This is a genomic window from Francisella uliginis (assembly GCF_001895265.1).
Taxonomy (GTDB): Bacteria; Pseudomonadota; Gammaproteobacteria; order Francisellales; family Francisellaceae; genus Francisella; species Francisella uliginis.
Genome location: NZ_CP016796.1, coordinates 297,256 through 316,981, shown reverse-complemented (window position 1 = coordinate 316,981; position 19,726 = coordinate 297,256). Strand labels below are relative to the sequence as shown.

The window sequence follows — 19,726 nt, the reverse complement described above, 5'->3', positions numbered from 1 at the left end:
AGTAATTTATCTTGTAGCTTAGACATAATTATACTAAACTAAACATCAAAGTCACCAGTAAAGATATAGCTTTTAAGTATTACATCGATGAGGTTAAGCCAAAACCCTAAGATAATAGGTATGTTCTTAATGTTTTTAAGTCTTACCATGCTTACACCTATTGCTGTTGACTATATCTATGACGAATCAAATATATACCCTTTTTTACTAAGCTTTGCAATAACATTCATCTGTGGTTTCTTGTTATGGTTTATTGGTCGCAAGGCAAGTAAAAAAATTACAAATAAAGACGGGTTTGTTATTGTTACACTTGTCTGGGTTTTTGTTACAGTCTTTGGTGGGATTCCTTATATGGTGTTTCCTGGACTAGATTTATCTTTTACTCACGCAGTATTTGAATCGATTTCAGGATTTACTACAACAGGTGCAACGGTAATAATAGGGCTAGATAAATTACCACATAGTATCTTATATTACCGCCAGCAAACACACTTTTTTGGTGGTATGGGAATTGTTGTATTAACTGTTGCAATCTTACCATTATTAGGTGTTGATGGTATGCAGTTATATAAAGCTGAGGTAACAGGCCTAGGTAAAGATGAAAAAATAGCGCCTAGGATATCAACTACTGCTAAAGCAATGTGGTTAGTGTATGTCTTACTAACATTTATTTGCTTTATAGCTTATTTATTAGTTGGCATGGGGCCTTTTGATGCTATCTGCTATGCATTTTCAACTATCTCAACAGGTGGATTTGCTCCTACTGACGCTGGTATGACAACCCAATCAAAACCTGTGGTTTATGTATGTATTTTCTTTTTGTTTCTAGGAGCTACAAACTTTAAAGCACACTATATAGCTTTTTCAAAATTCAGCCTAAAATACTATTTAAACAATATAGAATTTAAAGCTTACTTTTACTTTCTATTTCTTTCATCTTTGATCATCGCTATAACTCTAATTGCATACTCAAAAGATTTATCAAAGATTCCTGATATAATAACTAATAGCATCTTCATGGTTGTCTCTATAAGCTCAACAGCTGGTTTTGTATCTGATTCAAATTATTATTTATGGCCTAGCTTTATACCATTCTTTTTGATGTTTGTAGCAATTATTGGCGGTTGTGGTGGATCTACAGCTGGTGGTGTCAAAATGATAAGGGCTATTCTTTTTAAAGAAAAAGCTACTCTTGAAGCAAAAAGAGTTATTCACCCCCAAGGAAAGTTTACCGTGAAGCTTGATGGAGTAGCTATATCAGAGCAAGCTCTTAATAGAGTCTCGGGTTTTGTCTCTGTTTACTTAATACTATTCGCTGTTTGTTGGTTAATGCTAATAGCATGTGGGCTAGATCCAGATACTTCATTTTCAGCAATTGCAACTACCCTATCGAATGTAGGTCCTGGCTTAGGGCAAATTGGTTCAAACTTTAAAACTGTACCTGATGACGCTATTTGGATATGTAATTTTGCTATGATTGCTGGTCGTCTTGAGATATTTACCGTACTAGTTCTTTTTATGCCAGATTTTTGGCGAAAATAGTATATATAAACCTTAAAAATATCCTCTTATTTTTAATAAAGACAAATACTTTCTCTAATTGAGAATTTTTATATACTAGATGATAAACTTGTAGCTTAAGTATAATTGTAATAAACTAAACATCAAAATCATCTAAAAGATAGCGCTTTTGAACCTTTTATCAATGAATTTAAGCCAAAAACCTAAAATAATTGGTATATTTTTGATGTTCCTAAGCCTTACTATGCTTAGTCCGCTAATCATTGACTATATTTATAAAGAAAATGATGCATACCCTTTTATTTTAAGTTTTACTATTACTTTTTTATGTGGCTTTTTATTATGGTTTATTGCTCGAAAATCAGATAAGAAACTATCAAATAAGGATGGCTTTTTAATTGTAGCTCTAGTTTGGATATTTGTTTCAGTATTTGGGGCTATCCCATATATGACGTTTCCTGGTTTAGATTTATCTTTAACCCACGCTGTATTTGAATCTGTATCTGGATTTACTACCACAGGAGGCACTGTAATTGAAGGTTTAGATTCTCTGCCTAATAGTATTTTATTTTACCGTCAACAAACTGAGTTCTTTGGTGGTATGGGGATTGTTGTCTTAACAGTTGCAATCTTACCACTACTGGGAGTCGGTGGGATGCAATTATATAAAGCTGAAGTAACAGGTCAATGGAAAGATGATAAAATCGCGCCAAAAATCTCTAGTACTGCAAAAGCATTATGGTTGGTATATCTGCTGCTTACATTCTTATGTTTTATCTCCTATATAATAGTAGGCATGGGACCATTTGATGCTATATGCTATACATTCTCGACTGTTTCAACAGGTGGATTTGCTCCTAGTGATGCTAGTATGACAAATAAGTCAACAGGGGTCCTTCTTGTTTGTGGTATTTTCCTATTTCTAGGAGCTACTAGCTTTAAAGCACACTATATTGCACTATCAAAATTTAAGATTAGTCACTACTTTAAAAATGTTGAATTTAAAGCATATTTTTATTTTCTCTTTTTCACATCTTTGATAGTAAGTATCACACTGATAGCCAACGCTAGTAGTCTTTCTGATACTTTTCACATTATACTTAACAGTATATTTCAGGTAATATCTATTAGCTCGAGTGCTGGATTTGTATCTGATACAAATTATTACTTATGGCCTACATTTCTACCCATTTTACTTATGTTTATAGCGATCATTGGTGGTTGTGGTGGCTCTACAGCTGGTGGTCTGAAAATGATACGTGCTATTCTTTTCAAAGAAAAAGCCATGCTTGAGGCAAGAAGAGTAATTCATCCGCAGGGAATGTTTACTGTAAAACTAGATGATGTAAACATCTCAGAACAGGCTCTTAATAGAGTATCTGGTTTTATTTCTGTTTATATCATAGTCTTTGCAGTTGGTTGGTTAGCCTTATTAGGTTGTGGTCTAGATATTGCTACTGCATTTTCAACAATTGCTACAACATTATCAAATGTAGGGCCTGGTTTAGGTGAGATAGGCTCTAACTTTAAAAATATACCTAATGAAGCTCTATGGATATGTGACTTTGCTATGATAGCAGGACGTTTAGAAATATTTACACTGTTAGTTCTTTTCATACCAGATTTCTGGAGAAAATAGTTAACTTTTAGATATTTCCTGATTCAACTAAATATGACAAATTGCCAATATTATCGTATTCAGCTCCATTTGCATAAGCTACTATTTTATAGTCAATATTTGACTGTTCACCCTTACACTGAAGCTTCAAGAGTTCATTTCTACCAGATAAATATGCTGTAAAAGATTGTGTTTTTGTAAAGTCTTCTTCATGATCACCATCTTTATCTTTAGTATAGGTGAACTTACAACCTTCATTATCAGCAATGTATACGTTTACGGTAAATTTAGTTGGCTCTTTGTTGACAACATTATATATACCTTTAGGAGTAGTTGCATAATCAAAACCAAAAACTTGAGATGCTGTATGTTTTGATTTTGAATAATTATGCTTTAATAAAGGAAGCTCTTTAGCTTTACCATCATCTTTTGCACAACTAGATAAGAGACTGACACTTAGTAAAGCAAAGATAGCTATATAAAGTAAGATATTTGTTTGCTTATAAGATTTTAAAAAACTCATGAGATTAAATACTATAGATTGCAATATAGTCAAATAATAAACTTAAAGATTTAAATAGACAATAATTTTATACAAACTTTCAGAATGAAAATTTATATACAGAGATTACTCTTCTGTATCGACATCCTCTTCTGACTGCTGTTTTTTGTACTCATAATAGTCTTTCATAGTTAGACCTTTTGCTCTAAACTCAGCTTTTTCAGCGATTTCATCTAGACGTTTTTTAGAGTACTCAATATGCTCAGCAGAATAATCTTCAACTGGTTGGCCTTGAAGGTTAAATCTTTGCTTTAACTCAAAAACTGCCTTGTGATAACGAGTATCTCCAACATAGCGACGTAATACATTTCTAAGTACTAACTTATCAACTGGAGCAAAATGCTCATTTTGATAAATTATTTCTATTTCTGGACTTATACCTATCTTAAGCGGCTTTTTATTAATAGGATCAAAACATTTTGGAAAACGTTTACATAACCATTTAAATAATTTAGCTTCTTCTTTTTGTCTTTCTTTCTCAACATCAACAGTTACTACTATCTCTTCGGCAGCGTCTTCTACTTGAGGGTTTTGTAACTCATTAACTATTTTATTATTTATTCTATGACCATATTGAGGAATACGAATAAATGATGTATCTCTATCTTCCACCTTTTTAGAGGGCGCTTTAGGCGTGTTTTTACTCTTTGAGATGTTTTTATCTCTTGCTTGTTTCATCCTAGATGTTTTCTCTTCTATTTTAGAAGAACCACCTAATAGAGATTGTAATAGCGAAAAATCGTTTAATTTATTTCTACCTTCAGACATCTTATTTTTTTATCATTTTATAGAGGGATTAATCCCTTTGTACACTTGGCTTATATCGTACTACAAAACCAACCCTTTTAGCAAGTAATAAAACATTAGTAATATTTTTTTTAATATCGTGATTAATTAATATTGACAATTACCATAATTTAAATATAATATGCTACATCATTTGTGGCTATGTAGCTCAGTTGGTTAGAGCACAGCATTCATAATGCTGGGGTCACTGGTTCAAGTCCAGTCATAGCTACCACAAGTTTTATACCAACAACTTATATAATTAGTTAATATTTAAAATTAGTACAGATTATTATAAATTAGCATCAACAGTAGAGCTAATTAGATTTCTACAGGTTATTTTTAAAGTATCAATAAGAATAAGCTCTTCTTGCTGCCTGCTTAGCTCTTTTTACCGCGGCTCTTTTAGCAATTTTTCTTTTTTCTGTTGGTTTGATAAAAGTTTTTCTATCTCGAAGTTCTTGTTTAATACCAGCTTTTTCACAAGCTCTTTTAAAGTTTCTCAGACTAATATCAAAAGGCTTTCTAGGGTCAACTATTATTCTTGGCATATTATCCTCTCTTAATTTTAGAATATTAAGAACTATTAAAGTTCTTTTTAGGTTAAAAATTTTTACTAGTAAAATAGTGAATGAAGTATCTAAAGAAGGTTTAGAGGCTTTATTTTATTTATACCCAATTAATAGTAATACAAACTAGTCATTAAAGATACATATTATGAGATATATATGAATATAACCTCTGTACACGACAAAAAAAGTTGAGTTAGCTGACTAAAGCCTTATATATTCATTATTTGGAACAGATGAAAAAGCACCTTAATCAGCTAACAGGAAGTTTATCTAAAATATTTGATTGGCACAAGTCAAGAATAGATTGCTTTAGCAATCTATTACTTGGACTAATATCAGCTCAAACTGTTAATCTATCGAAGATAGCTAGATACTTTAAAAATAATAATCTGATAGAGTCAAACTATAGAAGAATCTACCGTCTTGAAAATCAAGCACTAAATTGCATATTTTGCTTAACCATAGCATTGAGAGTTACAAGCATTTTTCTCATAACAGCAACTATAGCAACCTTTTTGATTTTACCATTTTCTAATAAACGATTATAAAAATCCTTCATCCTAGAGTTAAACCTAGTAGCTACTAATGCAGCCATATACAATGTTTTGCGTACTTTAGAGCGACCATACTTAATTGCAGAATAGCCGCTTTTCATACCACTCTGATTTGTAATAGGTGCTACACCAACTAAAGCAGCTATTTCTTTATTGTTAATTCTGCCAATTTCAGGTAAATCACATACAATACAGCAGGCAGTATTTGCACCAATACCAGGCATCGATGTTAATATGTCAAACTTGTTAGCTAGTACTTTATCTTCATTTATGATTGCCATCATGTGTTGCTCTATTTTCTCTATCTCTTTCTTCAGGTATTTAAGCATTCTTTCACTCGATGATTTCAAGATTTTATCTTTAACCAAACCTAAACGACAAGCCTCTTGATGATGAGTCTCTTTAAGCTGACCTAGGCGAGAGCTTAGTGCATTCAACTCTAGATCTTGATCGCTAGGTAAGCCTCGTATATCATCGTCTTTAATAAACGCACCATAAGCCTTTAGTACTTTTGCATCTATAGCATCAGTTTTTGCTAAACATCCCATGGCTTTAGCAAATGAAACCACCTTGTTAGGGTGAGCTATGTGGACTTTTATGCCAAAGCTTTCTAAACATTTTGCTGGCAGAACTTCATAACCTCCAGTACTTTCTAATACTGCTAAAACAGCTTCGTTTTCTTCAAAATGCTTTTTTATGAAAGAGTTGATGCTACTCTTTTTCATGGCTATACGCTTAACTTTGCCTTTATCGCCATAGCAAACATCTATCCACTTTTTTGATATATCTATTCCTAAATACTTTATTGTTTTATCTGTCATGTTTGGTATCCTTTTTATTAGGCTCATAATCGCGGGATTGTACATTCGGTCTTTGATGACCTTTCTACCGTTCGCGTTTTAAAGTCGTGATTGAGATGAGCTTTTTGATTCTCACGGTTTTCAATAACCAATCCAAGGTCAAAGTCTCATCTCTTTCTTATATTTTATCAAGGATGATAGAATACAAGATTAATCACTGTTTATAAGATACAATCCAAAACTTCTTCAAGGAAGTAGAGTTTGATATTAATGATATAGCCCAATTCAGTATACAACATCTTTTATCAACTAAAGATAAATTATATCTAATTCTTGATAGGACAAACTGGCAGTTTGGAAAAACAGATATAAATATTCTAGTTCTATCAGCTGTGTATGAAGGTATAGCAATACCATTATATTATGATTTATTAGATCATAGAGGTAATTCTGATTCTGGATTTAGAATAGATTTAGTCAAAAAGTTTATTGCTAAATTTGGTAAACAACGTATTGGTTGTATATTAGGAGATAGAGAGTTTATAGGTCAAGACTGGTTAAGTTGGTTAGAATCTCAAAGTATTGATTATGTTGTTAGAATCAAAAACAACCTTATGACAACTAACACTAGAGGTTTCAGCGCTAAGGTCTCAACACTATTTGATGACTTAACTGTTCATGAGCATAAGGATCTTAGAGATCAAAGAAGTATTTGTAACCAAAGTGTTTATCTATCTGGCACTAGATCGCATACGGGTGAACTACTTATTGTAGCTAGTAATTCCAATAGTATAAAGAGACTGATACCTATTTATGGTATGAGGTGGGAGATTGAAAATTTATTTCAAGCTTTTAAGGGCAGAGGATTTAATCTAGAAGATACTCATTTGACTGATACTAATAAAATATCAAAGTTAATAGCTTTGATATCTATAGCCTTTGTATGGGTTCATAAGGTTGGAGAGTATAAAGATGCTAAAATAAAACCTATTCCTAGAAAAAAGCATGGAAGGTTGCAGAACTCTTATTTTAGGTATGGTTTGGATATGATTATTAATGCAATTCAAAAGATAGCTTTCTCTGTAAAAGACTTTTCTCTTTGCTTAAGAGTACTCAATAAAACAAATAAGGAACTCAAAATATGAAAATCATCGTGTACAGAGGAATATAACTAAGATTATAACGTATTTTATAAGTATAATAGTCACCTACTAGTTAATAATATTGATATAGAATGATTGATCCAAAAAGTACATTTATTAATTTTGAAAATAATAAAATGTTAGAAGCTATTTTTCGTGATATAACTAATTTAGTTAAAAAAAATAGAAAAATCAAAAAAAATAAGCATTGCTCAAGCAGCTGAGATGAGTATATTAAATACTGAAATTATGGAACAGTTTATTAATTTAATAAACCATATGACAGATAGCAATTTTAGTGACCATAAAGAGTCTTCAATGGTCGAAAGTTGTTTAGACTTTCAAGATTTGTGCTTATATCTAAAAGATATAGATAAGTATGAAGAAGATTTTGATTTAACTAAAATGCCTAGTTTTCACTAAAAAGCTTTCAATTAAGACTTTGTTACTATATGATTGGTGACAGTTATTTATATTGTAACTTTATTTGACTACTACGAAACTAATATATCAGAAGTTTATTTCCAATATTCTATCCTTTATAAGTAAATCGTTAAAGTTTAAAACTAAGCCCAATGTGATTTAACTTATAAAACAACAAACAAAAGGAAATAAAACAATGAGACAAGGTACTATTAAGTTTTTTAATACGACTAAAGGATTCGGATTCATAGAACCTCAAGATGGTGGTAAAGATGTATTTGTTCATATTAGTGCAGTAGAAAATTCTGGTTTAAGCTCTCTACGTGAAGGCGAAAAAATAAGCTTTGAAACTGAAGAAAACAGAGGCAAAATGGCAGCTGTTAATATTAAATCTATCTAATCCCGTTATCCTTATATAGATTTATAATTATAAGGATATTCTTTTTCCCTCTTTTGGAATGAAATTATCTTTTTATTCCAAACTAAGCCCTCTTTTATATCTGTAGCATCCGATAATACTTTGCTTTTTGCTTTATTCTCTTTAGTCAAAGTAATATTTGATAAATAATCATTTATTACTCTAGATATAGATCTAGTAGCATTATCCCAAAGATATTTTGACGCATGATTGACTCCATAATAATCTATAGTACCTACTTTAAGCATAGGGTTATTAAACGTAGTTGGTTTAGCAAAAAAGAATCCCATACCCTCATTACAACTAAGATCTATAATTAAACATTTAGGATTCATTTTTACAAGATCTTTTTCTTTTATAAACATTGTTGGTTTTGTTAGATCTTGTGAAATTCCATTTACTACAATATCTGATTTATTGAGAAGTTCCACAAATTTGTTACTATCAGATATATTTTTAGGTGCTGTGATATACTTACACCCCTTAATTACATTTGGTAATGTTGCGATACTATAACGTGTACATACAGTTATATCTTTATATCCTCTAGATAATAAAGCATGTATAGCTCCTCGACTTACTGATCCAAAACCTATTACTAATATTTTCTTTTGATCGCCATATCTACCATCTATACCTTTTATACCAAGAGCATGCAAAACAGCGCTATATCCTGCTAACTCATTTGTCTCATGAAATATATTTTTCTTTATTTTTTCTTCATTATCACAAGAAATCATAGATTCAAAAGAAATAAGTGTTAATTTTTTATCAATAGCTAATTGTGCTATTTCTTTATCTTTAACACAGTTTGTCCACCCCCAGACCGTACCACCCTCTTTAATTTCAGCTAAATCTTTTGATGTTGGAGCTATTAATATTACATTACCAATATTTTCTAGTATTTCTTGGCGTGAAGATACTCCTGCAGTTAAGCTAGCAATTTTTTCATCTGAAACACCAAAAGACTCTCCATAACCTATTTCAAATACGAGATTATTCCTAATATTTCTAGGTATTTTTAATAATAGCTCTGGATTGATTGGTAGTCTCTTTTCATTTTGATCACTTGAGGTTGCTATAACTCCATATAATTGCTTATTCATAATTAGTTCCTTGCGTATTCATCAACACTATATGACCTGTAGAAATATTTTCTTATATCAGTGTTAAAGGTAAAACAGATCAAAAAAAGCTGATAATTAAAGGTCTAGCTAAGAATGAATTTTATAGGACTAACATTCAACATTGATCCCATATAAAGTATATACTATAAAATAGCTATATATTAGCAAACTGCTCAACGGTTAATGCTTTATATCCAAAAATATTAATGGCTATAGCAATTATATTGTTAAAGTTAACACAAAAAAGTAAAAAGATAATTTAATAGCTCTAATCATTCAGGAAAAAATAATTCCACAAGCTTTTTAACTTTTGGTTGAACAATATTATTTTTCTCATAATAAATACATAAATCAAAAATTTCTATATCAGTTGGTTTTAGTATCTCAATAAGGCTTCCTTCTTCTAACTCTTTCTTAACAGCATAATCATGAAACTGTGCAATACCCATATGTTGCAAAACACATGCTTTCATAGCTTCAACACCATTAATATATAAATAAGGTTTAATATTCTTTGGAGCATTCCTAAAACCTATTAACATCGGCATATTACTCTTTGTTCTTATAGTATGTATTATAAATTTATGCTTATATATATCTTCTATCGTCTTTGGCTCACCATAACGACGAATATACTCAGGTGAAGCACAAGTAACATAAGAAGTCTGCTTATATTTACGTGAGATAATATGCTCTGGAGGTGGCCAGTTAAAACCAAATGCAATATCTATTGTTGTCTGGCCGAAATTTACAGGCTCTTCCGTTAGATCCATATTAATGGTAACATCAGGATACATTTTAGTATAGGTATCCAACTTAGCTAATAAATCAGATGAAAATAGCAAAGGATTACAAATAATATTAAGTGTACCACTAGGATTAGCATTTATTGCAGAAACCATATTTCTAGCTATATCTAATTCTCGTTTAATATTTCTACACTGAAGATAAAGCTTCTCACCTTCAGCTGTAGCTTGTAGCCTTTTTGTTGATCTAAGAACCAAAGGAGCTCTAACTTGTTGCTCTAGTAATTTAACATTCTTACTAACAGCAGCTGTTGTAATACCTAGTTTTTTAGCTGCATTAGTAAAGCTATTTTCCTCAATAACTGTCAAAAAAACTTCAAAGTGATCTAGTGATGGTTTCGAATTAGACTTTTTTAACATTTTCTACACCTTATATTCAACTTTTAGTTAACTATTGTTAACTTTCATATAGCTTATTTATATTAAGTTAAAAAGATATAATAATCAAAGAAAATACAAAACATAAATTCTAATAAATTTTTAAGGATTAACACAATGAATAAAATATTTGCATTAATTTGCTATTTAATTGTTCCTATGTCTGGCTTATGTGTTGACCTATATGCACCTTCACTACCTGCGATTAGCTCTGCATTTGGCACACCTGAGGTACTTGCAAAATATACGATCTCATTTTACTTACTTGCATTTGCTTTTTTTCAACTATTTGCCGGTCCTGTTACAGATAGCTTTGGTCGCAAAAAGCCTATCATAGTATCATTGATAATTTTCATAATCGTCTCTTACTTAATGACATTGACAACTAGTATGACTGTTTTTATGGTTTACCGCATATTACAAGGTGCATGTATAGCATTTGTTGGAGTATCAGCTAGAGCAATTATCCCTGATATTTTTGAAGGTGCTCAATATAAAAAGATGATGAACTATATGACTATAATCTGGGCATTAGGTCCTATTATTGCTCCTTTCATAGGTGGCCACTTACAACACTATTTCGGTTGGAAATCATGTTTTTACTTCTTTAGCATATATGGTATTTGTGTGCTACTTTTAGTTATCTTTGTTTATCGTGAAACAGCAAAACAAACACACAAAATATCCCTAAGCAAAGTATTCTCAAACTACTATGAGATGGCTACTCATAACCACTTCGTTCTTGGCACACTTTGTATTGGGCTACTTTATTCATTCCTTGTGATATTTAGTACAGTGGGAGTATTTGTTATAGAAGATACTTTACATTACTCTGCAATTACTTTTGGTAATATCGCACTATTAATCGGATTTGCTTGGTTCTTAGGAAATATGGCTAACAGATTCTTACTACATCTAAGTGAAGAATTTAATAGAATGAAGTTAAGTTTAGCTGTTAGCATATCTGCAGTATCTTGCTTAATATTAATGGCTATTAGCATCTTCTTGCCAACTAGTATTGTAGCCCTAGCTGTATTTATGTTTATTGCATTCTTCTTTGCAGGAATTGTTTTCCCTAACTTCTTTGCACTATGTATTGGTCTATTTAGCCATATTGTGGGTAGTGCAAATGCGTTAATGGGTTCATTCTTTATATTTTTAACTAGCATACTAGTATTTATCTTTGGCCTAGTGCATATTCATACAATGCTAGCTTTAGCTTCGATCATATTTATACTATCTCTAGTAAGTTTTATATTAATAAAACTATTCTTCGCTCTTGAATTTAAAAAAATAGAGTAATTATCCCAAATCCACACATCTATTCAACTGTCAAACGTTTTAGTCTCAAAGCTACGGCAACAACTGTTACAGATGACATAGCCATTGCTAGAGATGCAATCACAGGACTAAGCATAATACCAAAGAATGGATATAAGATCCCTGCAGCAACAGGTATACCACAGATATTATATATAAAAGCTCCCACTAAAGTTTGCTTAATATTTAAGATAATTTTCTTTGAAAGAATAATTGAGTTATTAATATTTTTCAGCTCTCCAGAGGTCAAAGTAATATCAGCACTTTCTATAGCTATATCAGTACCATTACCCATGGCAAAGCCAACATCTGCTTTTGCTAAGGCTGCTGCATCATTGATACCATCACCGACCATTCCAACTTGGAATCCTTGTTGTTGTAGATCATCAACGAATTTTGTTTTATCTTCAGGCATTGCACTAGCAAAGACCATATCATTATCTATACCAACTTCTTGAGCGATTACTCTTGCTGTATGCTCATTATCTCCTGTAACCATTGCAACTTTAAGGCCAGATTTTTTAAGTTGAGATATAACTTCTTTACTCTCTTTTTTGACAGGATCCTTAACAGCAAAGATCGCTGCTACCTTACTATTCATAGCAAAGATAATAGGTGTTGCTCCTTGGTTAGCATAACCATCTAAAACCTGTTCAACATTATTATCTATATCTATGCCATTTTCTGACATTATCTTCATATTACAAATAAGAACATCAGTATCTTCAACTTTTGCTGAGATACCTTTACCTGAAGTTGTCTCAAAATCACTTACTGCTAAATTTTTATTATATGCTTTACTATAAGTACTTAAAGCAAGTGCAAGTGGATGTTCAGATTTTGCCTCAACTGCATAAAGATGACTTAAAACTAAGTCTTCATCCGCGATGAAATGACTATTTGTTACTGCTGGCTTACCTTGTGTAACTGTCCCAGTCTTATCCATAACAATATGTGTTAGATTACTAACATTTTGCAACACTTCACCATTACGAATCAAGATACCATACTCGGCAACTTTACCCATACCAACCATCATTGACATTGGTGTTCCCAGACCAAGTGCGCAAGGACAAGCTACAACTAAGACAGCTATCCCAGCAGTTATCGCTAAAGCTAGGCTAAAAAAGCTCCAGACGATAAATGTAAATACTGCAATAGCAATAACCACTGGTACAAATACAGCTGTAACTTTATCTACTATCCTAGTAATTTCTGGTTTTGAGCTTTGTGCAGATTTAATAAGCTCAATAACATTTGCTAAAGCTGTCTCATCTATAGATTTAGTCATCTTGACTCTTAAGCTACCATTTTGGTTTATAGTTCCAGCAAAGACTTTATCATCTATTTTTTTACTGACAGGATCAGACTCACCTGTCAGCATTGATTCATCAATATTAGCTTTACCATCAATAACTACACCATCAATAGGAATCTTCTCTCCAGGATAGATAACAATAGTTTGTCCTACTTTTAAAAGCTCTAATGGTATATCAACTTCTGCATCATCATGGATCACATGAGCATTTTTAGGCTGTAGATGGATTAGCTTTTCAATAGCCTCAGATGCCCTACCTTTTGATTTGAGCTCCATGGCATGACCAATGTTTAGAAACCCTAAGATAAGGACACTAGTATCTAAAAAAACATGTAGCATTTGCTCAGGTAAATAAAACTCAAATAGTATAACAATAACAGAATATATCCAAGCAGCTCCGGTACCTAGTGCAACTAGAGTATCCATATTTGAGGATAGATGTTTTAGTTGTCGCCAAGCTCCCTGATAATAACGTTTACCAGAATATACCATAACAACAAGTGTACTAGTAGCCAATATAATCCAGATTACAAGTCTTTCGATACTATCAGTATTTGAAAAATATAAAATACTATCTTGGTTTTCTGAATGCATTTGGATAGCCATAAGAATAGCACCCGCCACAAATGCAACTATTGCTTGTTTGATACTTGTTCTGATTTCCTTTTTAGCTCTATCTATATCTCTAGTTTGTAATTTTTTCTCTAGAACTCCTGGTTTACCTATTTTATCTAAAGTGGCAAAGACTTCGGTAACATCCATACTACCTTCGATCTCTAATATCTTATCAACAAGATTAACACTAACTTTCTCAACACTAGAAACCACTTTCAAAGATTTTTCTATCTTTGCTACACAACCAGAACAAGAAATTCCCTCAATAAAAATGCGATATTTATTGCTGTTTTTTTCTCGCTGCTGTAGTTCACCAGGATAGCCAATCTCTTGTAACTTATTTTGTATAGGGTCAGTCAAAGACTCCTCAGCTTCAACAAATACACTTTTATCAACGATATTTGCTTTAACATTACTTACACCATCTATACTTAACAAAGCCTTTTCTATCTTTGCTACGCAACTTGAGCATGACATTGATTCAACTATAAATTGCATGATTATATAGACCTAAATTTAAATACTAACTATTTATTGTAGATAAAACATTAAAACAAAACAATTGACTTGAAATAATAGATCCTTAAATAGTTAATCAGAAAGGAGTATATCATTCTACAATACTGAATCAAGTTCAGCACAGGCTTTGATCGTAGAATCTAATTTTAGGGCTCATTATGAGCAGATCTTATGATCATACTTCGACTCCGTGGTTACTGAGCGTAGTCGAATGTACTCAGTGACCAGAGAAGATGAAAAAAGGTTTTCAAAAGATATTCGGATTAACTATATGTCTAAACTATCTAAAAATTTTGCCATATCATGAACATTGCTCTGCTTTGAAAAATTTCCTGACTTAGCTGTGATTCTCAAATAGTCATAAACACTGGCAATTGGAGCCCCTCCTAAAGGTCTACCTGAAGGTATCTGACCATAAAATACAAAATCTACCCTTTTAGGCTTAAATGTTTGAATGTCTTCTAAAACATATTCAAAAGCAACTCGTGGCAAAAACACTCTTTTACTATTTAAAATATAATACCAACTATTATTAAAGTACGAGTAATTATCACTATCGTATTTTTTAGGTGCATGATAAAAAGTCTGTAAGCCTAAAAAACTTAAAGAGCTAGGGTTGTCTATAAGCTGTGACTTATATAACGCATGTAAAGCAGTGTTTACACAATCATAAGAGATACCTCCTGTATCTTGTGAAATACGCATATAATTAAGGTCTCTATCAATAGTATTTGCCATTTTCTCAATTTTGTCTTTATCAACACCATATATAATAAGAGTATATGTCGGTCTGTAGTTTTGCTGGCCTTGTGATAAATTACCAAAGTAATCCACATATGATATCTTCGCAGGAATCATCATTTTTTTATTTTTAGTTGTGTAAAAATTAAAAAGACTAAAGTCTTTAAGCATATGATTTTTAATAGTTGCTTCACCTAAAACAAAGTGTCCACCAACTGTAGCAAAATCATCACCTTGCCTACCTGCTAATGAAATTATTAGAGCTTTATCGTTGTCTTTGACCTTAACATTATTAATTATAGTTGCTTTAAACGGTTGTAGGTTTTGACTAAGCTTATTTTTCATTAAAGTTTCTGTTATAAACTTCTGATAATCATTATCTAGAATCTTTTTATATTTAGCACTAATTGGAAATTTAGCATTCATATTTTCAAAAATATTACTGAGCAAAATTGCTGATATGTGTAAATATCCATTATAAGACTTGCCAATAACATTAACCTGCTTATTAATATAATAATCTATAGATTTTTGATCAAAATGATTCCCTCTAAAATCAACTCCATATAAAAATTTGACAGAAATTTTACTATCTTTAGTCTCTAAATATAAGTTGTTATCATCTCTAACAAGCTTTCCGCTAAGCTGAACATTACCACTTATTGAGGATGGAACTTCTTTGATAAATAAAGTTTTGCTATTTACTTCAGTATAATTATTAACAACAACTAAACTATCTAAATAAATTAAACTTTTTGACTCTTTTATGATCTCTTTGTCACCTTGCAAGCTAAACTTTTTGCTTTTACTTGTAAGAAAAAGTTTGCCATTTTGGATACTTAATTCACCAACTAATGCCCAAGCTTGACTTGTACTTAAAACAAATAAAAGACAAATAAATAACTTAGCTAACGCATTTAGTTGTATATTTTTTATAAACTTATAAACCATTATAAATAAAAGAAACATGCTAATTTCTTAGCATATAATATCACAATTAGAAAAAATATATACTAATGCAAACTAACTACACTCATCTGCAGAAGTTGGCTCATTAAAAACCTTTGGATGAATTTGATGTAAGTATTACATTTAATTTACCAAATTTAGTCATGTTCTCTAGAGTATCTAAATATTGATATATAAATAACAAGAGATAAAATAAATTTTGAAAATATTTAAATAGGCTCTCTTGCTGATTAATTAGATTTGTTATTAAAATATTCATAAGAAAGCTTAAACACTACTGGACTAAGCAACAATAGCGCTATTAAGTTTGGCACTGCCATAAGTCCATTTAAAGTATCTGCCAGCAACCAAACAACATCAATTTTAAGTATAGCACCAACAGGGATAGCTACAATCCATAAAATACGAAATGGTATTATAGATTTATCCCCAAGAAGAAACTCAGCACAGCGTTCTCCATAATAGCTCCAACTCAAAACTGTTGTAAATGCAAAAAATATTAAACCTAAAGTAACTACCCAACTCCCAAAACCAGGAATCAAAGTATTAATTGCTTCTGAAGATAAGTTTGCTCCATTAAGGCCACTATTCCATTTACCAGATAGAATTATCACAAGAGCTGTCATTGTACAAACAACAAGAGTATCAATAAAGGTTCCAAGCATTGCAACACAACCTTGTCGAACAGGACTATTTGTTTTGGCTGCTGCATGTGCAATTGGTGCTGAACCTAAACCAGCTTCATTTGAAAACACTCCACGAGCAACCCCCATCTGAATAGCAAGCATGACCCCTGCACCGGCAAACCCTCCAGTTGCAGCTGTAGGAGTAAAAGCACTATCAAATATAATATAAAATGCATCTGGTAATAATTTAATATTTAATAAAATTGCAATTGCACAACTAACAAAATATAAGATCGCCATCACCGGTACAACCTTACTTGCAACTTCTGCAATTCGTTTAACTCCTCCTAATAAAACTGTTGCGATAAGAAAAGCAACAAAAATACCTGTAATATAGTCCGGAATATATAAGTTCTTCTGTACCACATCTGCCATTGAATTAACTTGAACCATATTACCAATACCAAAACTCGCAACAGAGCCAAATATTGCAAATAATACGCCAAGCCAGAGAAATTTTTTACCTAAGCCATTTTTAATATAATACATAGGCCCTCCAACATAAGAGCCTTTTGCACCTACTTCACGATACTTAACTGCTAAAACTGCTTCAGAATATTTTGTCGCCATACCAATTAGCGCTGTACACCACATCCAAAAAACTGCTCCTGGCCCACCTATTGCAATAGCTGTCGCAACACCGGCAATATTCCCTGTCCCAATAGTAGCTGATAAAGCTGTCATCAACGCTTGAAAAGGCGTTATTTCACCATCATCCTTGTTTTCCTTTTTACTAAAAAGTAATCTAAAAGCAAAAATGATCTTTCTCAAAGGTAAAAAGCATAATCCTAGCATTAAAAATAAGCCCACTCCGACAATCAGCATAAGCATTTGTGGTCCCCAGACATAACTATTTACTATTTCAACTATTTGATGAAACAAGCCTTTTTCCATAGCTGTATTTTCTCCAAAAATTATCTTTCAATAATCTAATTATAAATTTTTAAATATCTTTAGCTGCTGATAATGCACTTATCATTTCAGATGTTAAGTTATTAAAACCTTTGGGTGAATTTGGTGTAAATATTACATTTGATTTACCAGATTTAGTCATGTTCTCTAGAGTATCTAAATATTGATACATCATAACAAGAGATGAAATATATTCTGAAGATATACTATCACCAGTACCTTCTTTAACATCTTCTATAGAAACACGCAAACCTCTAGCTATTGCTTTGCGTTGCTCGGCGATACCCTCACCAAGAAGCTTCATTGATTCTTTTTGTCCTTCAGCCTCTTTTATCTTTATAAGCTTCTCAGCCTCAGCTTTAGCCTTTGTAGCTTCAAGCTGCCTTTGAGCAGCATTAATCTCATTCATAGAACGTTTTACATTCTCTTCTGGGTTGATATCAACAACTAATGATTTAATAATTGTATAACCATAAGTACTCATCTCTTCAGAAAGCTCTTTTTTGATATCCAATGCTATTGCATCTTTATTCTCAAAAGATTCATCTAAACTCATACGAGGTAAAGATGATCTAATTACATCAAACACATATGACTCCATCTGAGCTCTAGCATTTGTAAGTTTATAAAACGCATCAACTGCACTAGCCTCCTCTACCAAAAACTGTACTGATACTTTCATATGCACAAATACATTATCTCTAGTTTTTGTCTCAGCTACTATATCTAATTGTTGAACTCTTAAACTAACTCTCCCAGCAACTCTTTCGATAAAAGGTATCCTAAAATTAAGACCTGCCCTTTGAATTCTAACAAATTTACCAAATCGTTCTATAACATTTACAGACTGAGTTTCGACAAGACTTACTGAAAAAACCAGCAAGATAATTACTACAACAATTAAGACTGTTAACCAAACTATAAACACGCTTTATCTCCTTTCAAATTAAGACTGTGGAAAATCCACTATTATTTTATATTTATTATTTTTATTCTTTTGCCAAACAAGTAGATCATGTCCTGTTGCTACTTCACCAGCAGGACTAGTCCATATAAATTTTAATATTACTAGCTGATGATTTTCATCAATATTTCTACAATACTGATAATTAAGCTTTAGCTTACCAAAATCTCTCTTACCAGAACTATCAGTAGCAAAACCATCAACATAATGCTTAAGCACTTTAGCTTTAGTCTTATATGGTTTACCACCACTCATATATATAAAATCATCATCATAAAATGAAACTAGTTTATTCGCATTTGCAGAATCCCAAGCTTTCTCCATTTGTACAGCCTGATTTTTTATTGCATCAAAACTCTTATTACTACAATCGCCTGTTGCATAAGCACTGATTACAGTAAATAGACCTAATATCATCAAACATATTTTTTTCATTAATTTCTCTCTTCTAATTTAATAATGACAATACAATTATATCTTTTTTAAAAATTTTTGGATTACTTTCAAACGGTCGAAAACACTCAAAATGTAAGATTATCTTTTGAGGAGCTTTTTTAAACCTATCATGAGCTCTAAGCTTAAAACTATCAAGCCCACCATATTTTGATTTTTCAATATTAGCGCTTTCATGTTCATAACTAACAGGTCTAATATAATCATAATCTGGAGATACCAAAAACCATCTATATCCATCAGTTGAGTCAACGGGTAAAGCAATATTAATTGTTTTATGGTTCCCATCTAAAAATATTGGTTTCGTATAAATAGAATCTATATATTTTTGAGTCATTTCTGCTAAGGCGAAAGAAGGAGCAAAAACTAATAAAATTCCTAAAACTCTAAATATCTGTAGCATAATACAAATACAAAATTATTACTCCTACTACTGCATTATACATAAAATGTTTTCGCGCATAAACATTAATAACTAGTCTAGTTACTTGAGCTTTCTAATACCTTTCATTATAAATAGAT

18 protein-coding genes, 1 tRNA gene and 1 pseudogene are annotated in these 19,726 nt (G+C 31.7%); 8 read left to right on the top strand and 12 right to left on the bottom strand.

Annotated features, from left to right (window positions below; genetic code table 11):
- Positions 1-87 precede the first annotated feature (87 nt).
- Both F7310_RS01615 and F7310_RS01610 read left to right on the top strand, forming a co-directional pair.
- The gene (locus tag F7310_RS01615; protein WP_072711326.1) at positions 88-1,542 is read left to right on the top strand and encodes a TrkH family potassium uptake protein; all 1,455 of its coding nucleotides are present in this window, start codon (positions 88-90) and stop codon (positions 1,540-1,542) included.
- 163 nt (positions 1,543-1,705) lie between these two features.
- Positions 1,706-3,160, top strand: coding sequence for a potassium transporter TrkG (locus F7310_RS01610; protein ID WP_072711325.1), 1,455 nt, complete (start codon positions 1,706-1,708; stop codon positions 3,158-3,160).
- 7 nt (positions 3,161-3,167) lie between these two features.
- Here the strand turns inward: F7310_RS01610 and F7310_RS01605 are convergent, their stop codons facing one another.
- The gene (locus F7310_RS01605) at positions 3,168-3,662 is read right to left on the bottom strand and encodes an FTL_1709 family lipoprotein (protein WP_145951714.1); all 495 of its coding nucleotides are present in this window, start codon (positions 3,660-3,662) and stop codon (positions 3,168-3,170) included.
- 105 nt (positions 3,663-3,767) lie between these two features.
- Positions 3,768-4,469 carry a ProQ/FINO family protein gene (locus F7310_RS01600; protein ID WP_072711324.1) on the bottom strand — a complete coding sequence of 234 codons (702 nt, stop codon included), beginning with the start codon at positions 4,467-4,469 and terminating at the stop codon, positions 3,768-3,770.
- Between the two features lie 176 nt (positions 4,470-4,645).
- Between F7310_RS01600 and F7310_RS01595 the strand changes: the two genes are divergently transcribed.
- Positions 4,646-4,722: transfer RNA gene (locus tag F7310_RS01595), tRNA-Met, on the top strand.
- Positions 4,723-4,837: 115 nt separating this feature from the next.
- On the opposite strand, the gene rpsU is transcribed toward F7310_RS01595, so the two are convergent.
- The gene (rpsU, locus tag F7310_RS01590; protein WP_072711323.1) at positions 4,838-5,038 is read right to left on the bottom strand and encodes a 30S ribosomal protein S21; all 201 of its coding nucleotides are present in this window, start codon (positions 5,036-5,038) and stop codon (positions 4,838-4,840) included.
- A 254-nt stretch (positions 5,039-5,292) separates the two neighbouring features.
- Between rpsU and F7310_RS10440 the strand changes: the two are divergent.
- Positions 5,293-5,475, top strand: a pseudogene (locus tag F7310_RS10440) (IS4-like element ISLpn9 family transposase); the annotation flags it as partial.
- Positions 5,476-5,489: 14 nt separating this feature from the next.
- Here the strand turns inward: F7310_RS10440 and F7310_RS01580 are convergent.
- Positions 5,490-6,434, bottom strand: coding sequence for an IS110 family RNA-guided transposase (locus F7310_RS01580; RefSeq protein WP_072711322.1), 945 nt, complete (start codon positions 6,432-6,434; stop codon positions 5,490-5,492).
- A gap of 212 nt (positions 6,435-6,646) precedes the next feature.
- Here F7310_RS01580 and F7310_RS01575 point away from each other — a divergent pair, with 212 nt between their 5' ends.
- The 3 genes from F7310_RS01575 to F7310_RS01565 all read left to right on the top strand — a co-directional run bounded on the left by F7310_RS01575 (position 6,647) and on the right by F7310_RS01565 (position 8,378).
- On the top strand, positions 6,647-7,558 hold the full coding sequence (locus F7310_RS01575) for an IS4 family transposase (protein ID WP_084645151.1): 912 nt from the start codon (positions 6,647-6,649) through the stop codon (positions 7,556-7,558).
- 222 nt (positions 7,559-7,780) lie between these two features.
- The gene (locus tag F7310_RS01570; protein ID WP_072711320.1) at positions 7,781-7,978 is read left to right on the top strand and encodes a hypothetical protein; all 198 of its coding nucleotides are present in this window, start codon (positions 7,781-7,783) and stop codon (positions 7,976-7,978) included.
- A 196-nt stretch (positions 7,979-8,174) separates the two neighbouring features.
- Positions 8,175-8,378 (top strand): cold-shock protein, encoded by a 204-nt coding sequence (locus F7310_RS01565; protein WP_072711319.1) that lies wholly within the window; start codon positions 8,175-8,177, stop codon positions 8,376-8,378.
- Between the two features lie 11 nt (positions 8,379-8,389).
- Here the strand turns inward: F7310_RS01565 and F7310_RS01560 are convergent, their stop codons facing one another.
- Complete coding sequence (locus tag F7310_RS01560) at positions 8,390-9,502, bottom strand: N(5)-(carboxyethyl)ornithine synthase (protein WP_072711318.1); 1,113 nt, start codon at positions 9,500-9,502, stop codon at positions 8,390-8,392.
- Between the two features lie 293 nt (positions 9,503-9,795).
- Positions 9,796-10,689, bottom strand: coding sequence for a LysR family transcriptional regulator (locus F7310_RS01555; RefSeq protein WP_072711317.1), 894 nt, complete (start codon positions 10,687-10,689; stop codon positions 9,796-9,798).
- A gap of 135 nt (positions 10,690-10,824) precedes the next feature.
- Between F7310_RS01555 and F7310_RS01550 the strand changes: the two genes are divergently transcribed.
- On the top strand, positions 10,825-12,009 hold the full coding sequence (locus tag F7310_RS01550) for an MFS transporter (RefSeq protein WP_072711316.1): 1,185 nt from the start codon (positions 10,825-10,827) through the stop codon (positions 12,007-12,009).
- A gap of 19 nt (positions 12,010-12,028) precedes the next feature.
- Here the strand turns inward: F7310_RS01550 and F7310_RS01545 are convergent, their stop codons facing one another.
- The 6 genes from F7310_RS01545 to F7310_RS01520 all read right to left on the bottom strand — a co-directional run bounded on the left by F7310_RS01545 (position 12,029) and on the right by F7310_RS01520 (position 19,541).
- Entirely contained in the window at positions 12,029-14,458 is a 2,430-nt protein-coding gene (locus tag F7310_RS01545; protein WP_072711315.1) for a heavy metal translocating P-type ATPase, read from the bottom strand.
- Between the two features lie 288 nt (positions 14,459-14,746).
- Positions 14,747-16,189: a hypothetical protein gene (locus F7310_RS01540; RefSeq protein ID WP_072711314.1), complete on the bottom strand. Its 1,443-nt coding sequence runs from the start codon at positions 16,187-16,189 to the stop codon at positions 14,747-14,749.
- Between the two features lie 230 nt (positions 16,190-16,419).
- The gene (locus F7310_RS01535; RefSeq protein ID WP_072711313.1) at positions 16,420-17,769 is read right to left on the bottom strand and encodes an alanine/glycine:cation symporter family protein; all 1,350 of its coding nucleotides are present in this window, start codon (positions 17,767-17,769) and stop codon (positions 16,420-16,422) included.
- 49 nt (positions 17,770-17,818) lie between these two features.
- Positions 17,819-18,715: an SPFH domain-containing protein gene (locus tag F7310_RS01530; protein ID WP_173647411.1), complete on the bottom strand. Its 897-nt coding sequence runs from the start codon at positions 18,713-18,715 to the stop codon at positions 17,819-17,821.
- A gap of 18 nt (positions 18,716-18,733) precedes the next feature.
- Positions 18,734-19,186 carry a YybH family protein gene (locus tag F7310_RS01525; RefSeq protein ID WP_072711312.1) on the bottom strand — a complete coding sequence of 151 codons (453 nt, stop codon included), beginning with the start codon at positions 19,184-19,186 and terminating at the stop codon, positions 18,734-18,736.
- Positions 19,187-19,199: 13 nt separating this feature from the next.
- Positions 19,200-19,541, bottom strand: coding sequence for a protease inhibitor I42 family protein (locus tag F7310_RS01520; RefSeq protein WP_173647417.1), 342 nt, complete (start codon positions 19,539-19,541; stop codon positions 19,200-19,202).
- Positions 19,542-19,726 lie beyond the last annotated feature (185 nt).

Coding starts and splice junctions, on each gene's coding strand:
- F7310_RS01520 (WP_173647417.1), bottom strand. CDS start 19,541: ATGACTCAAAAATATATAGATTCTATTTATACGAAACCAATATTTTTA.
- F7310_RS01545 (WP_072711315.1), bottom strand. CDS start 14,458: ATGCAATTTATAGTTGAATCAATGTCATGCTCAAGTTGCGTAGCAAAG.
- rpsU (WP_072711323.1), bottom strand. CDS start 5,038: ATGCCAAGAATAATAGTTGACCCTAGAAAGCCTTTTGATATTAGTCTG.
- F7310_RS01610 (WP_072711325.1), top strand. CDS start 1,706: ATGAATTTAAGCCAAAAACCTAAAATAATTGGTATATTTTTGATGTTC.
- F7310_RS01565 (WP_072711319.1), top strand. CDS start 8,175: ATGAGACAAGGTACTATTAAGTTTTTTAATACGACTAAAGGATTCGGA.
- F7310_RS01535 (WP_072711313.1), bottom strand. CDS start 17,769: ATGGAAAAAGGCTTGTTTCATCAAATAGTTGAAATAGTAAATAGTTAT.
- F7310_RS01605 (WP_145951714.1), bottom strand. CDS start 3,662: ATGAGTTTTTTAAAATCTTATAAGCAAACAAATATCTTACTTTATATA.
- F7310_RS01615 (WP_072711326.1), top strand. CDS start 88: ATGAGGTTAAGCCAAAACCCTAAGATAATAGGTATGTTCTTAATGTTT.
- F7310_RS01550 (WP_072711316.1), top strand. CDS start 10,825: ATGAATAAAATATTTGCATTAATTTGCTATTTAATTGTTCCTATGTCT.
- F7310_RS01560 (WP_072711318.1), bottom strand. CDS start 9,502: ATGAATAAGCAATTATATGGAGTTATAGCAACCTCAAGTGATCAAAAT.
- F7310_RS01580 (WP_072711322.1), bottom strand. CDS start 6,434: ATGACAGATAAAACAATAAAGTATTTAGGAATAGATATATCAAAAAAG.
- F7310_RS01600 (WP_072711324.1), bottom strand. CDS start 4,469: ATGTCTGAAGGTAGAAATAAATTAAACGATTTTTCGCTATTACAATCT.
- F7310_RS01555 (WP_072711317.1), bottom strand. CDS start 10,689: ATGTTAAAAAAGTCTAATTCGAAACCATCACTAGATCACTTTGAAGTT.
- F7310_RS01570 (WP_072711320.1), top strand. CDS start 7,781: ATGAGTATATTAAATACTGAAATTATGGAACAGTTTATTAATTTAATA.
- F7310_RS01540 (WP_072711314.1), bottom strand. CDS start 16,189: ATGTTTCTTTTATTTATAATGGTTTATAAGTTTATAAAAAATATACAA.
- F7310_RS01525 (WP_072711312.1), bottom strand. CDS start 19,186: ATGAAAAAAATATGTTTGATGATATTAGGTCTATTTACTGTAATCAGT.